The sequence below is a fragment of the Paenibacillus sp. OAS669 genome (assembly GCF_014873645.1).
GTDB classification, from domain to species: Bacteria; Bacillota; Bacilli; order Paenibacillales; family NBRC-103111; genus Paenibacillus_S; species Paenibacillus_S vulneris.
On record NZ_JADBDR010000020.1, the window covers coordinates 66611 to 81581 of the forward strand.

Sequence of the window (14971 nt, forward strand, 5' to 3'; positions counted from 1 at the left end):
CTAATGATTTCATCAATACAGCAAGCGGATGATATTGTCCGCTGTGACAATACTAAGAGGCTGCGCCTCCAGCCTGTTCCGCTCCATGTTATGCCCGAACATGACCAGCATCGTCTGATTACGTACATAAGATCTGTTGATAATCGGCAGCATGGGAGTCGTCGGCTCATTCACATATGGGATGTCGGCCAAAGGAAGCTGCGAGCCCTGAGAATCTATAAGAACATAAGATGTATCTGTCTTATGCAGCTCCTTAAAACGCAGGAGGGCCACCGGGTTTTTATCAGACAAGGGATTTTTGATCTGATTTTTTATCCGCTTCGCCAAATCCTTGAAGGATGGCTCGGCGGACTCCACGACACGGATATAATCTTGTGGCTGGACCTCGCGAAAAACGGCTTCCTCCCAGCGGACCCGTTGGTTAAGCTCCCCAGGGTACTCAGCCAATTCCTTGGCCCTTACCACTTGGAAAGTCGAATCCTCTTCACGGATATACTTCGTCGCCCGGAAAGGACGATACGTTCTTGTGATATGGATTTGGCCTGAATGCAGGTCGAACCAATACCCCTCGTCCACATATTCACCGCGCGAAGGCTCTGAATAGGAACGAAACGCCAGCTGCAGCAGCTCTACATCAGTGCGGACGCGCCCCTGCTCCCTGAGCTCAGCCATTTGCCAAGCGTGGCCGATCCGTTCCTCCAGTATCGTACCGGAATCCGCCGGCAGATCCGGGTTTTCGAGTCTGTCATTTAGGTAGGCCTTGCTTTTATGAAGCAGCGAATGCAGCATGGTCAGCTGTTCAATGGCTTGCGGATAGGCGGATTCACTCTCTTTGGCCGACCGGAGCTGCTCTGTTAATTGGCGAATAGCGGTCTGGATGCCCGGAATATAATAATTGCCCAGCTCCTTCGCCTGCTCATCCGCGGTTTGGAGCGCTTTTTTGTCCAAGCTGCCCAGCCCCTGCTGTGCGAGCTGAAGCACCAGCTTTTCCGCAATAGCAATGCCTTCTAATTGAGCTGCGATTTTTTTGACAAGCGCCGCCTTATTCGTCTTCTTCTTTGTGGGGGGAGTCCCCGAAGCGGCGGCTTCCCTCTTCTTCTCCTCCCGCTTTTCGGCCTTTTCCCGCTTCTCGGCAAGGTCTGCGGGGATCGGAGCGATCTCGAACGCGTTGCCGGCTGTGTAAGCATACATTAGTCCCAGATTATGCTTGCAGGGAAATTGACGGCTGGGACAAGAGCAGCGGAATACAGGACTGCCCTCATTAGCCCAATCGACAGAACAGCGGTACGGCTCTTTCCCGCTTCCCTTGCATTCCCCGAATAGGACGCTATGATCCTCTGATTTGCACAATAATGGAAAGCTGTTCTTTTTCACCAAGTCTTTCCCATTCTTAATGGCAGCGCTGTTCAGCGCCAAACTATCTACGTAAGCTTCCGTTAACTGCACCATAATTTCCCTCGCGTAAATGGATTGTTCTCTGATTTATTTCCACACTATTCCTGATTTACCTTCATTTTTGCCCTTTACCGCAGCACAGAACATGTATATGGTATACGTTGGAAAATCATTCATATTCAAGATAATTTATGAAGTATGAATGTCGAAATATGACGAAGGACCCTTTTTTGTATGTATATGGAACTATCCAGAACCATTTTTCACTTGAAGGCTAGTGCTTAAGTTGTGATTTTTCTCGAGTGACATTCGGAAGCGCAAAATGGTTTTTTTCGCGGAAAGGAATCTTCTATATAAAAAAACCAGCAAACCCTAAGGTTCACTGGTTTCTTAAGCCTATGCCGGCGACGTTTATCCATCGGGTTCGAATCGAGACTGGGTATAGCGTCTTTGGTATGCCGATGGCCTTTATTTGTTGTGAGGTACCGTGACCGTTGCTGATTGTACAGCTGTATTCCCGGCGGCGTCAGCAGCCGTATAAGTGATGGTATATACACGCCCGTTTCCTTTGCCGGATCGCTCGGCACGAAGCATGAACTCCGTGTCCAATGTGCCGGGCTGAGCACCTTGAATGTCATCTGCCGTATCCCCATCGCCTAATCCATTATCAGGCTCGCTGCTGGTAATAGAGGTTAGAACGACCGTCGAAACGCCCGAAAGACTATCGTCGGCACTGACCGATGCTTTGACAGGGATCATTTTGTGATTGGCCGGCCATAACTCGGTTTTATCCAAAACGAGATTTAAGGTCGGCGCCGTTTTGTCAATTCTAACGAGTACGGTATGAGGTGCTTCAGCGCCGCCTTGGTTGTCTGCGCTCCAGTAGGTTAGCGTATGCGTTCCCTCATTAGATAAGGTAACGGATGTGCCCTTTTGCTCTGCTCCGCCATTCACCGTGTAATAGGTACCGCTTACGCCGGAGCCATTGTCTTGAGCCGTTAAGGCTACGGTAACGTCATGATTGACCCAGCCTGCGGGAGCATTGTCAGTGGTTGTCGGCGGAACGGAAGAAACAGGCTCATTCACTACGGCAAGACGAGGTGCAGGAGGCTCCTCCATGCCGGTTCCCAGGTAGAAGCTTGTATGAGGCGGCTGGTTATACCCTGTATTTTGCCATGCGACTCCCAGGCGATAGATCGGATCATGCATGAGCGTACGAAGCCGCGTATCGGTCACCGAGGTTGTCGTATAGATGCGGAGCTCCGTGCTGTCCGTATTTCTCCAGATCACCTCTTCCCGCCAATCGCCAAACAGGTCCGCCTGCAGGTTCGGCGTAGCCTTGGTGCTGTTATTGGATAAAGCGCCTTCGGCCGTAAACAAACGGTTCGTCTTATGGTTGACATAGTCCCATTTGTCAATGTGGTTATCGTCTAACAGCTCACGGCTCAAGTCGCCGTCCCACCAGATCCCGAAGTTCGTGGAGCTTGGAATCGTTGTGCTGATCAGCTCCCCTTTTGCACTATATAGACCTGTAAGCGGGATATGCTGGGCATCGGTAATCGTTGCCGACCACATTTCTTCCCCCAAATAATTCGGGTCGATATCCGCCGACATGCCGCGTCCGGTATCGATTCCCGTCCATACGCCCCATAGGATTTCACCCGTTCGAGCGTCTCTTAATTCCATGCCGTAAGGGGAATTGGTATGCTCGTGCACATTGAAGAACTCCAGGCCCGGTCTCGATGGGTCCAGATCTCCCAGATGCTGGGCGTCCCCGTGACCAAGTCCCGTGTTATAAAGCGGTGTTCCGTCATCGTCGATAGCCATAGCTCCGAAAGTGATCTCATCCTTGCCGTCGCCGTCCACGTCCCCGATCGACAGGTTGTGATCGCCCTGCCCGGTATAAGCTTCACCGATTCCTTCATCATTGGTGTCGAAGCGCCATCTTTTCTTCAACGTACCGTTCTTGAAATCATAGGCGACGATCACGGTTCTGGTATAATAGCCCCTGCTGACAACTAAGCTCGGATGCTCGCCATCCAGGTAAGCGACTGCAGCCAGGAAACGGTCCACCCGGTTGCCGTACGTATCTCCCCAGTCGCCGACGACTCCGCGAGGCGGGTCGTAGCTCGTTGTTGTGACAGCTTTGCCTGTCATGCCGTCAAATACCGTTAAGTACTCCGGTCCTTGGAGCACATAGCCGCTGCTGTTCCGGTGATCCGCCGCAGGATCCCCTATAACGGCACCTGTCCCGTCGATTGTACCGTCGGCCGTTTTGAAAGCGACCTCCGCCTTGCCGTCGCCATCCAGGTCATACACCTGGAATTGGGTATAGTGAGCCCCCGCACGGATGTTAGGACCGAGGTCTATGCGCCATAGCCTCGTGCCGTCCAGCTTGTAAGCATCCATATATACATTGCCGGTATATCCGGATTGCGAGTTATCCCTAGAGTTGGTGGGATCCCACTTCACGATCAATTCATAGGTCCCGTCTCCATCCAGATCGCCGACGCTGCTGTCGTTCGCGCGGTAAGTATAGGCTTCTCCGGATTTCGTCACTCCTCCATCAGGCTTCTGGATAGGAACGGACAAATAATTGTGCTGCCATACGGTCACATCTTTGGAAGCAGCCCTCTCTTTACCGCCGATCATCGTCCTTAAATGGTACACAGACGAATCCGTGCCGGCTTCATCGAGCAGATTGGTAGCTCCTGTCAGCGGTTCTGCATTAACCTTGACCCCGTCTCGGTATAGATTGAAAGCAATGTCGGACGGGTCCGTTCCGAGCATTTTCCAGCCTACATACACTCCATGTTCTTGTTTAACCGCTACCAGCGCCCGATCGAGATATTCGGCTTGCCGGTACAGCACGGTAACGGCCGGTGTTGCCAGCACCTCGGATGGACCGGACATGCCGCCTGCACTGACAGCCGCTACTTTGTAATAGTAGGGGATCGTCGTTAGCACGGTCTTATCGGTGTAGCTAGGCTGCTGGGCTTTACCAATCAGCTCGAAGGTGCTGTCGCTCGACTTCGCGCGGTAAATGTTATAAGTTTTGGCACCTGCCGCGGCGTCCCAGCTAAAGGTCAGGTCGTTCTTATTGACGTTCACCGTCTGAAGGTTTCCCGGTACGGCCGGTATTGGAACATTCGGATCAATCATGGATACGATGAGCGAAGCGGATGGACCGGTTTCCGTGGAAGCCGCATCTACCGTCGTCACTTGATATTCGTACTCCAGCCCTACATCAACCGTGCTATCGATATAAGCACTTGTCGCTGCGCTGCCTAGCAGCTGAAACTTGGGCGATCCGGCAATTCTGCGGTAAACGTTATATTGGGCCGCATCCTCAACCCCCGTCCACGATAATGAAGCGGAAGGCTGCTCGGGATCTGTGTTCTTCGCATCGATCTTCAGATTCGTTGGCGTCATCAGAATCGGAGTAATCTCCAGACCGTTAACTATCGCCGTTGCACCGCCGAATTTGAAGTTCATTTGGCCGTCATTAACAGAAATCTGGGAAATGATCTTCTCGGTAACGGATTTATTGCCTGCCGACACGGTTCCGTAATCTTTTCCTTCGATGGCGACGCTCGTTCTGGCGCTTCCCAAATAGTCGCCGACATACAGCTTCGCGGAATAAAGACCGTTCGGCAGATTGACCATGAATTCCCAGCCGACATTGAAATACCCAAGCCAGTCGCGGAGAAGGTCGGTGCCGGTGGCACGGTCGCGGCCGATCATTCCTGTCGGGTCCTTAATCCCGTAGCCTCTTTCGGCCGTGTATACAGTAGAAAGATTTACCCCCGTATAACCGTCTTGAACGGGCGAAGCAGCCAAACCGAAATCGAACAAGAGCGTGGCGTGCTTCGTGACGATGACAACAACGTCCGATTTCTCGGATTCTCCTCTGCCGTTCACGGCTGTCACGACAACGTGATAGGTTTGTCCTTCACTCATCCCTTGAATCGTTAGAGTCGGAACGGTTGACGAGCCTACCAAGACGTAGTCGTTGTCGGAGGCCATCTTTCTATAAATTTTATAAATATCTGCACCTTCTACAGCATTCCACGTCAAGACAGCGCCTGCATTGCTGATACTGCTTGCCATAACTCCCGTCGGCTTCGCCGGAAGCTCCGCAGGCGGCTCAACATCTGTGACGTAGGCGGATAACGGGATGTTCAAAGCTTTTATTCCCCCCGATAGGAGACGTGCGATCTGGATGGCTCCGTATTCCTGGAAGTGCGTATCGTCCGAGCTTCCATTCGGGAAGGCTGTATAGACTCCGGCAGGAACATGAAGGAACACGGCCAGCGTGCCTATGGGACCGATCGTGTCATAGTACGCCCGGCTTAATGTGCTGAGATCGACGAGCGGGACGTCCATTTCTTGAGCCAGCTCTTTCATGGCATTCACGTACGCCGGAAAGCTAACGTTAAAGCTGCCCGTTGTCGAGTTATAATCCCTCCGTCCGACAGGGGTTACCAGAATCGGTACGGCACCGCGCTGCCTGGCGCCAGTGATATATGTTTTTAAGTAATTTTTATAGTCCTCGGGGGAAGCATAACGTTCCGGGATCGATATGGTCGCATCATTATGTCCGAACTGGATCAGGAAGTAATCGTCGGGCTTCAACGCCCGCAAGATGTTATCCAGGCGCCCTTCCAGAAGGAAGCTTTTGCTGCTGCGGCCTCCAATGGACTGGTTGCTGAAGGTAATGTCGGGAGTGAAGTAACGGGAGATCATTTGCCCCCAGCCCGCTTGGGGCTTCCAATAGGGATCGTAGGTTTGTACGGTAGAATCCCCTGCGATATACACGGTAGGTGTTTCGCCTGCTGCCCTCTCCGCCAGTTTGGAGATGACCAGACCGTTAATTTTGGGCGCAGATCCCGAAAAGAGGATATTCAGCTGTCCGTCAACAAGCGCGACTTCGAATGTCTGCTCTAAATATTCGCCTGCGGCCTTCGGAGTGAGGGCAATTTTATTCGCTGTCATGCCTTCAACGGACACAGCCACTTCCGTTGCGGCTTTGGCATCCCCTGCGATGACCGTTACGGCGTAGTCCCCGTTCGGCAGATCGACATTAAAGGTCGTGCCGGCAGGCGACAAATAATCGGATTTCAACGGATCTGTCGTGCTGCTGCTGCCGGAACCGACAAGAGCAGGATCGGCAAAGCCGTATTTCAGCTGAGGAGTATAAGCCACGGGAGCCGTTATGCCGAAATACCCGTCAGCCACAGGGCCGGGTCCGAAATCGATTTTCAAAGGAAAGCCATGTGGAAGCTCGGCGGGAGCAATGTATACGGTGCTTGCAGCCACTCCGGAAGCCTCGGAAACTCCTGCTGTATTCGAAGCCTTAACCTGGTAGTAATGAACTATGGAGGTATCGACAGCAGAATCTGTAAATGCTGCCGCAGTTACCTTGCCAAGCTCGGTGAAGGGTCCAGCTGCGGCTTCCGAACGGAATACCGTGTAGCTGGCTGCACCATCCGATGGCGACCATTGCACAACCACGCTGTTCGCATTGACACCGCTTACAATTACATTCGCTGGAGGTGCAGGAATCGCAGCTTTTTGCCCTACTTGCGCCGCTACCGGACTGCTGGCTGCAGACTCAAGGCCGCCTGCGTTCAGAGCCGTAACTTGATACGAATAGGCATTTCCGATAGAAACGGCCGTATCCGTGTACGAATTCACCGCTACTTGCTTTATAAAATCATAATTGGAGTCACTGTTCACCGCCCGGTACACGTTGTAGTAGACGGAATCCGTTACGCTGCTCCAGCTTAGGGATACGGAAGCTGCTCCGGGTGTTGCATTGATGTTGGTTACGGTTAAAGCTTGGGGTGCGGACGGTGGCGTCTCGGGCACTTGTTCAATGACAAGACCGTTCAAATAACCGTAGCCCCCGGTGGCGCCTGTGGAGATATCCACGGTCAGCTGCCCGTCAGTAACCCTGGTGTTGTAGGTTGCCTGTGCGATCGCGGTCTTGGTAGTTATCGTTCCTTTCGTTACCCCCTCCAGAGCCACTTTTGTCTTCGTCTGTGAGGTGCCTGCGAGCAGATCGCCCGAATACACGGTTACGTTATAGCTGCCGTTCGGGATGTCCGCCAGGAACGTGAAGGCCGAGCCCAAGACAAAATCGTTGGTCATCGCATTGCCGCCCGACCGGTTCCTGGATGCCTGGGCTGATACAAGTCCGTATCCCCGCTCCGGCGTATAGATCATCTGGTCATGAACTTGAGCATAGCCTTCCATGACCGGGCTGTTCACCGTGCCGAAGTCGAATTTCTTCACGAATAACTCATCTGCATAGGCGATGGGTTCACTGTAAGGTAAGATCGGGAGTAAAGTAGTGAAAATCAAAAGACAACATAAGAGAGAGGCTGTGAATCTGCTTACCATCCTCTTCATATACGATATTCCCCGCTTTCTTTGTCATTTTCATCAAAAAAGATAACGTGTGCTATTTCTGCTGTCCCCGCTTTCTGAATGGTTTGCCTGGCAAGCTTCTCAAGGCTACATGGCGATCATCTCCTCTCTGGATTCATGATCCTGCAAGAGATCCATTAGTGCTCGAATTTGTAAAAATATTGCAGAATCGCCGGATACCCCGATATGGTTTGCCCGGCGATTCTTTTCCAATCCCTGATTAGCGTTTTTGATAACGCTTGGAGGCTTCCTCATACACCTTAACAATTTGATCGATTCCCATCGTTTGAATCGTTTTTGTAAACTTGTCGTATTCGGAGAGCGGTGTCTTGCCTGTGATGAATTTGGTCATCATCTCGTTCAAGTACGTCGTGATAGGATTCATGACGGAAGCATTCAGCCTCGACTCATCCTCCGTGAAACGCAAGGTTGGAAGCGGGAGCGAGTCGTCGGCTTTCATCCATACGACGTTCGCCTCCTTCTGCCCCTGGAAGGTCAGCAAGGAATCGAGATATCGGCTGTCCTGATTCATGGGACCGTCCATAATGGAGAGAGCGTAGGAAGCAAGCGCTTGGTCATACGTCAATTTCGGATTTTTCAAAATCTTATCCGTAAATTTGATCGTGCTGCCCTCTTTCGTATAGCTGTCGCCCTCAATGCCAAAATTAAACAGGTCGTGGCCTTGAGGACTGTAGTTAAAGTCCATCCATTGAACAATATACTTGATCTTGTTCTTATCCGCCGAGGAGGTGATCGCTTCTCCATAGGTTAGTACTTTCGTGTTAAGCGTAAAGGTGGAGTACGGCTTCCCGGCAGACCCCGTCGGCCACGGCGTGCCGGCCAGGTCAAACTGCGGATTTGACTCCTTCATCAGGTTAAAGTATTTCCCCATGCCGCTGAATACCCCGCCTTGGTATGCCCCGGCCAGGTTATTGGTCACTTTGTAATCGAAGGCTTTGGAATCGTTCGTCATGATTTCCGGATCGATTAGCCCTTCCGCATACCATTTCGCCATCGTCTCGATAAATTTCTTGTATTCCGGCTGGAGCGGGCCGTAGACGATTTTGCCGTCCTTGAACTGCATGCCGCCGAGCACGCCGAAGGCGGGAGCGAAATCATGAAGCCGGGTCATGTTTCCTGCCCCATTATTTCCTGTAAATGGAAGCTCATCCTTCTTCCCGTTACCGTTAGGATCATTTTCCCGGAAAGCTTTCAGGACGGTATACCACTCGTCAATGGTCGTCGGCATTTTTAAATTCAGCTTATCCAGCCAGTCTTTTCGAATGATCAAACCGGCGGTAGCATTCAGTTTCTTGGCATCGCTTCGAATGTAGGGGAACATGTAGATCGTGCCGTCATCCAGCGAAATCTGTTTTTTGATTTCCGGATCGGACTCAATCAGCTTCTTCAGGTTCGGCGCATATTTATCGATGTATTCGTTCAGCTTGATGATCCGCCCGTCCGCGAGCATCTTCTCCGGCCCGCCCACAGCGTCGGCCCAATTGTAGTAGATGACATCCGGCATATCGTTCGTGGCAACCAGCAGGTTAAACTGGTCTTTCTGCTGCCCTAACGGCGGATGGGTCCAATTGACCTTAATTCCGGTCAGCTCCTCCTTCTTTTTGTAAGCGGCCATTTCACCGAAATTTTGCAGTGAGGCGGTCAGCTTGGGGTCATTCGCGCGCCAATAGCTGATGGTAATCGGCTCCTTCGTGATTGGCAGCGGAATCGAGGTCAGCGCTTCCTCCTTCGTCCCGGGCGATGTGCTTGCACCTGGGGCAGATTCCCCTCCTTTATCGGAGCATCCGGCGAAGAGGCTGGCCGTCATAAGCGTACAGCAGGCAACAGGCAATAGCTTTTTCTTCATTGACACAATCATCCCCATTTATGTTTATTTATTGTTTAACGGCGCCGATTAAAGCACCTTGGACAAAATACTTTTGGATAAATGGATAAACCATCATAATCGGCAGCGTGGAAATAATAATCGTCGCATACTTGATGTTCTCGCCGATTGCATAACCGGTATCCGCTCCTGCACCCATGGCCTCCATGCTATTGCTGAGCAAAATGTCCCTAAGCACAATTTGTATCGGGTATAATTCCTGCTTGCGCAAATACAGGAGAGGCGCCATGAAATCGTTCCAATGATCTACTGCGTAATACAATGTCATTACCGCAAGGATTGCTTTGGAGACCGGCAGCACAATCCGGAACAAAATGGTGAAGTCATTAGCGCCGTCCAATTTGGCGGATTCCAGCATTTCGTTCGGTATGCTCTCGAAATTGGTCTTCATAATAATGAAGTAGAAGGTGCTTATGGCAGCAGGAATGATGATGGCCAGCCGGCTATTGACCAGCCCGAGGTTTTGCACGAGCAAAAAGGTCGGAATCATACCGCCGCTGAAAAACATCGTAAAGGTTATCAGCTTCATGATGAGCTTTCGTCCGTACAGATCGGTTCTGGACAGTGCATAGGCCGCGAGTGACGTCATCAGCAGATTGACCGCCGTTCCGACGATTACATAAAACAATGTGTTCATATACCCGGTATAAATCTTGGGATTGTGAAACACTTGCTTGTACGCCTCCAGCTGGAACCCTGCGGGTAATAGCATGAACGACCTGCTCCGCAGAAGCGCATCTGGATCGCTGACGGAGGAATTGAAAATATAGAGCATCGGGTATACCGACAGTACAATCACAAGAGATAGCAGCAAATAGTTAAATCCGTCAAATATTCGTTCGCCTACTGATTGTTTCATGGTTTCACCCCTGCTACCATAGACTCGTTGAATTCGCTTTTCGGCTCAAGGTGTTCGCAATGACGAGGAACGAAAAGTTGATCACACCGTTAAACAAGCCGATAGCGGTCGAATACGTGTAATTCGCTTCCAGTACGCCGGACCGGTAGACGAAGGTTGAAATAACATCAGATACTTCATATGTGGATGCGGTTTGCATCAGCAAAATTTTTTGGAAGTCCGCATTCATGATAGCTCCCAGGCGCAAAATTAGCATAATGATCATCGTAGGCATGATCCCGGGAATCGTGATGTGAAGCAGCTGCTTCCATCTTCCGGCCCCATCGACCTTGGCTGCCTCATACAATTGGGAGTCAATATTCGAAAGCGCTGCCAAAAAGATGATGGAAGCCCATCCCGCCCCCTGCCAAATGTTAGAAAGGATGTACATCGGCCGGAACATATCCGATTCCGTAAAGAACATCACCGGACCCAAACTGAAGAGTGAGCGAATGACGTTAAACAGCCCGCCATCCAAAGAGGAAAATGCCTTCAGCATTCCTACCACAACAACGACAGAAATAAAGTGCGGCAGATAGCTTACGGTTTGCACCGTCCGTTTAAACACCTTGCTCCTCACTTCATGCAGCAGTAAGGCCAGTACGATAGGCGCCGGAAAACCGAAGACGATGCTGTAGAAGCTTAATACCACCGTATTCCGAAGCAGTCTCCAGAAATAGAAGCTTTTGAAGAACGTTATGAAGTTGTCTAACCCGATCCAAGTCCCTGCAAAAATTCCTTTTACCGGACTATAGCTTTTCTGAAATGCCATCAAAAGACCATACATCGGTCCGTAATGGAAGATCAAATAGTAGGCAAGAACAGGTACAAGCATCAAATACACATACTTGTTCCTTACGAGTTCTCTTTTCAAGAAGGCGATTTTGCTCCTCGGGACCGTAACACCCTTCCCAGCCAGTTCATGCTTTAATTCCACGGTTTAAGCCTCCCATTTTGAAAGAATAATTCGCAGCTGGTTCTCAGATTATCATGTAATCCTCCTCTAGAAAATAATCACATCTTATGATTATTTAGGTAAATGAACAAGAGGCTTGCTTATCGGCTCTAGTGACCGTAAGAAAGCCTCTTTGCTTGTGATCAGTCGTGGATCAAGGGGCCCTGTTGGACCCCATGCTGAGCAGTTGAGCTGCGCAGCCTATATTCTCCGGGAGTGATTCCGTTGATCTTTTTGAACACGCGAATAAAGTTCTGCGAATTATTGTACCGAAGCTTTTCCGCAATATCGGATATTTTGGCGTCCGTCGTCTCCAGCAGATGTCTCGCCTTCTCCATTCGGAACGCAATCAAATATTCGGAGAAGGTCATTCCGGCCTCCGTCTTGAACATATGGCTGAACTGGGAGACCGGCATAGATACTAGACCCGCGAGCAGGGGCAAGGACAAATCCGTATCATAATGCTGATGAATGTGATCCAGTACCTTTTGAATTGTCATATGCTTGCGCTGAACTGTTCGGATACTAATGTGATCGACCATAGGAGGATAAACGTCCGTTTTGAGCCATTTCACAATTTTGTGCGAGGTATTGAGCTCATTCAGACGCTGGTAGAGATTGTAGGCATGAAGATGAGTGCTGTTGGGGTCCATTTCAAATAATGCCCGTAAGGAAGCCGCAATAAGCTGGGTAAAGGACTGCCGAACATGCTCATGATTGAATAATTCTGTTCTTAACGCTTGAGCGAAATCATCCAGCAGGTTGTGAATGGCCGGTAAATTAGCCAGCTTAAGATGCGTCACGATCTGCTGCTCGATCTCATAAGGATAGGAGAAGGAGGATGGTCCCGGCTTGATTTGCCCGATAAACAGGACCCGGCCGCTTCCTTCAACCAGCTGATATTCCAAGGCCTCCAGCGCTTCCCGGTAGGAGCTTCTTGCATGCTCAAGACCTTCATAGCTGTGCCCGATTCCAATAGTCACGGTTATATGAAGCAGGCTTTCGGACACATTGCGTATTTCCTCGGAAATAGAGAATGCCTTTGCTTTCAGATCCGTTAGCGACTGCTCCTCCGCGTCATGATTGATCAAGACGGCGATGTGGCCGCTGTGCATCTGGACAACCAAGCCCTCCGAATGACGGCTGACTATTTCCTTTGCAATGTTGATAACGGCATAATGAAAGAGATTAGCATCCTGCTCCGTATGACCTCTCATGTTATCCAGCTCAATACAGATCGCCGTGTAGTAGGCATGCATCACAGGAATGTTGTAATACACCGCGCGTTCTCTCATGCTGCTGTGGAACGGCTCGGTTAACATTTTCTGGATGAAGTTCACTCGCAATAGAGGCATCGACTCTTCAATTTGCTTGCCCAGAAGCTCATTGTTCTTATTTAACGATTCAAAATAATTCCGGATGAGGGCAAACTCATTCTGGTTTTTCTGGGCTTCTGCAAGGTCTCCTTTATTCTTGATCAGATCGATCAAGGACTGCAGGGCGCGATACCATCGTTTGGATAGCAGCCCCGTCGCAGCTGTACTGACAAGTACAAGCAGTAGACAGATCATAAAGGTCATTTGCTTGATCTTCTGCAGATGCCGCGTCAGATCGCTGTAAGGCACAATGGTAACATATTTCCATCCGTTGTAGTTCGATTTCAAATAATTGATTGACATGCTGCGTCCGTCGACTTGCTCGGTCATGAGCATTTCGCTGGTATCCGATGCCATCATCTCTCGGAAAAAGCCATAATGCTCGAACCGGTTCTGGATATGGCTTTTCGTTCCGTCCGAAAAAATGTTACCGCTCGGCGTGACAATAACTAGCTCCCTGGAGCCGAGCCGCATATTGCTGAATACGCGGAAGAACGTGGTATCGTTCAAATTGATGATCAAATAGCCAGGCTGCATAGGGTCCGTGGCATTGATTCTTCGGACAAAGGTGACCTGATGGAAGCCGTCGCGGACCAGACTGGATTCGAGCTTATGATCAAGCCATATCTTGGGAGGATTGTGGCTTATGGCTTCCCTTACATATTCCGGCAGCACCTCTTCCCCCACCCTGCCCAGGTTCGGAGACACGACAAGCTGCCTGTCGGGACGGTACAAATATACGGCATCCACGTCCTCAATCAATACCTGCATGGAGTTCAGAATCGTCATGGTCATTCCCAAATTCTCGATATCCTCTTCGGGATTGGACAGCGAAAGAAATCGCGACAGCGTCGGATTGACCGCATTCTGAAGCGTAATTTTCTCCAACGTAATCAGCTTCTCGTCGATTCGCTGCTGAATTTGCAGCATGGTCTGTTTATTGGCAACACGGATCTCTTCAATGAATTTTCCGCTGGCGATATAATAAGCCGTGGCTCCCATAATCAATACCGGTATTGTTGCAAGCAGAGAAGCGATAATGAGCACTTTTCTGCGAACCGGTCCGGATGTAAATGCAAAAGGTGACCGCCATTTTCTTAGCATCCTTCTCCCCCATTCCATCAGATGAAAGCCTCTATCCAGGCCTTGATTCTTTGAGCACGGAACTCTTTTTTTTATTGAAACCCCTTTCAAATAATCCGGTTAATTCCCCGTGTATAGCGCGGACGACCATTACGCCCTGGCACATCTATTCTTAGAAATGCTTTTAGAGCCATCTTATCATTGATAATCGGATGCAAGCTACAATCAATTAAAATGATTATGCAGAATGCCTCCCCCCCTGAAACCTTGCCGGTAAAGCAAAGCATGCTGTTCAAGAGGATGAAACTGAATTGGGGAGATCTGGCCAGGAAAAAGTTCGAATCACCTATATTTTACCATATCATCCTATGCTACCATGGCTTTGCATTCCCATTTCGCAGAAAGGAGTGTATCCAGGTACTCAGTCCATTAAATCATTGGGAGGGATTTTTATATGAAAAAGCGTTTGCTGTCAGGCCTGCTCGTCGCTGCTTCCATTTGTTTGGCTGCACTTCCCGTTCATGCTGCGGGGTATAAGTATTTCGAGCTTGATTCCAGATTTGATAAGTATGAGTATACCACTAATTTGATTCCAGGCTCGCATGCGCAGGTCAGCGTTGCGAACGGAGGCTTTTACCATCCTTATGAAAGCGATATAAGTTATACTTTATATGATGGAATGGGCACGGTATTGTCCAGCGGAACCTTAATCCCCTATTATGACTACATTAACGATATCCGGTCCGGCGAATCGGGATTTGGAGGAGAGTTCCATACTACAACCGGCGGCTTCTATCTCCATGTGGAGTGTGCAGGTGCCGCACCTTGCTACGCTGAAAGCTGGCTGGATGTGACGGACTGAATCGGGGAACAGCTCTCTTTAGATCATAAAAACGCTCTCCCGGCTTGGGAGAGCGCTTATTAAT

The 14971-nt window shown here is 50.2% G+C and carries 7 protein-coding genes; 1 reads left to right on the forward strand and 6 read right to left on the reverse strand.

Features of this window, described 5'->3' with window-relative positions:
- Window positions 1–12 precede the first annotated feature (12 nt).
- The 6 genes from GGC63_RS30815 to GGC63_RS30840 form a co-directional block, all read right to left on the reverse strand.
- On the reverse strand, window positions 13–1449 hold the full coding sequence (locus GGC63_RS30815; RefSeq protein WP_192705557.1) for an SWIM zinc finger family protein: 1437 nt from the start codon (window positions 1447–1449) through the stop codon (window positions 13–15).
- 414 nt (window positions 1450–1863) lie between these two features.
- Entirely contained in the window at window positions 1864–7692 is a 5829-nt protein-coding gene (locus tag GGC63_RS35250; protein WP_412973906.1) for a fibronectin type III domain-containing protein, read from the reverse strand.
- Between the two features lie 355 nt (window positions 7693–8047).
- Window positions 8048–9694 (reverse strand): extracellular solute-binding protein, encoded by a 1647-nt coding sequence (locus tag GGC63_RS30825; RefSeq protein WP_192705558.1) that lies wholly within the window; start codon window positions 9692–9694, stop codon window positions 8048–8050.
- Window positions 9695–9722: 28 nt separating this feature from the next.
- Complete coding sequence (locus tag GGC63_RS30830) at window positions 9723–10592, reverse strand: carbohydrate ABC transporter permease (protein ID WP_192705559.1); 870 nt, start codon at window positions 10590–10592, stop codon at window positions 9723–9725.
- 13 nt (window positions 10593–10605) lie between these two features.
- On the reverse strand, window positions 10606–11568 hold the full coding sequence (locus tag GGC63_RS30835) for an ABC transporter permease (protein ID WP_192705560.1): 963 nt from the start codon (window positions 11566–11568) through the stop codon (window positions 10606–10608).
- Window positions 11569–11729: 161 nt separating this feature from the next.
- Window positions 11730–14066 carry a helix-turn-helix domain-containing protein gene (locus GGC63_RS30840; protein WP_192705561.1) on the reverse strand — a complete coding sequence of 779 codons (2337 nt, stop codon included), beginning with the start codon at window positions 14064–14066 and terminating at the stop codon, window positions 11730–11732.
- Between the two features lie 433 nt (window positions 14067–14499).
- Here GGC63_RS30840 and GGC63_RS30845 point away from each other — a divergent pair, with 433 nt between their 5' ends.
- Window positions 14500–14907 (forward strand): hypothetical protein, encoded by a 408-nt coding sequence (locus GGC63_RS30845; RefSeq protein ID WP_192705562.1) that lies wholly within the window; start codon window positions 14500–14502, stop codon window positions 14905–14907.
- The last annotated feature ends 64 nt before the right edge of the window (window positions 14908–14971 follow it).

Excerpts from the sequence above, each read along its gene's own strand:
- GGC63_RS30815 (WP_192705557.1), bottom strand. The coding sequence starts at position 1,449 with ATGGTGCAGTTAACGGAAGCTTACGTAGATAGTTTGGCGCTGAACAGC.
- GGC63_RS30845 (WP_192705562.1), top strand. The coding sequence starts at position 14,500 with ATGAAAAAGCGTTTGCTGTCAGGCCTGCTCGTCGCTGCTTCCATTTGT.
- GGC63_RS30825 (WP_192705558.1), bottom strand. The coding sequence starts at position 9,694 with ATGAAGAAAAAGCTATTGCCTGTTGCCTGCTGTACGCTTATGACGGCC.
- GGC63_RS30840 (WP_192705561.1), bottom strand. The coding sequence starts at position 14,066 with ATGCTAAGAAAATGGCGGTCACCTTTTGCATTTACATCCGGACCGGTT.
- GGC63_RS30830 (WP_192705559.1), bottom strand. The coding sequence starts at position 10,592 with ATGAAACAATCAGTAGGCGAACGAATATTTGACGGATTTAACTATTTG.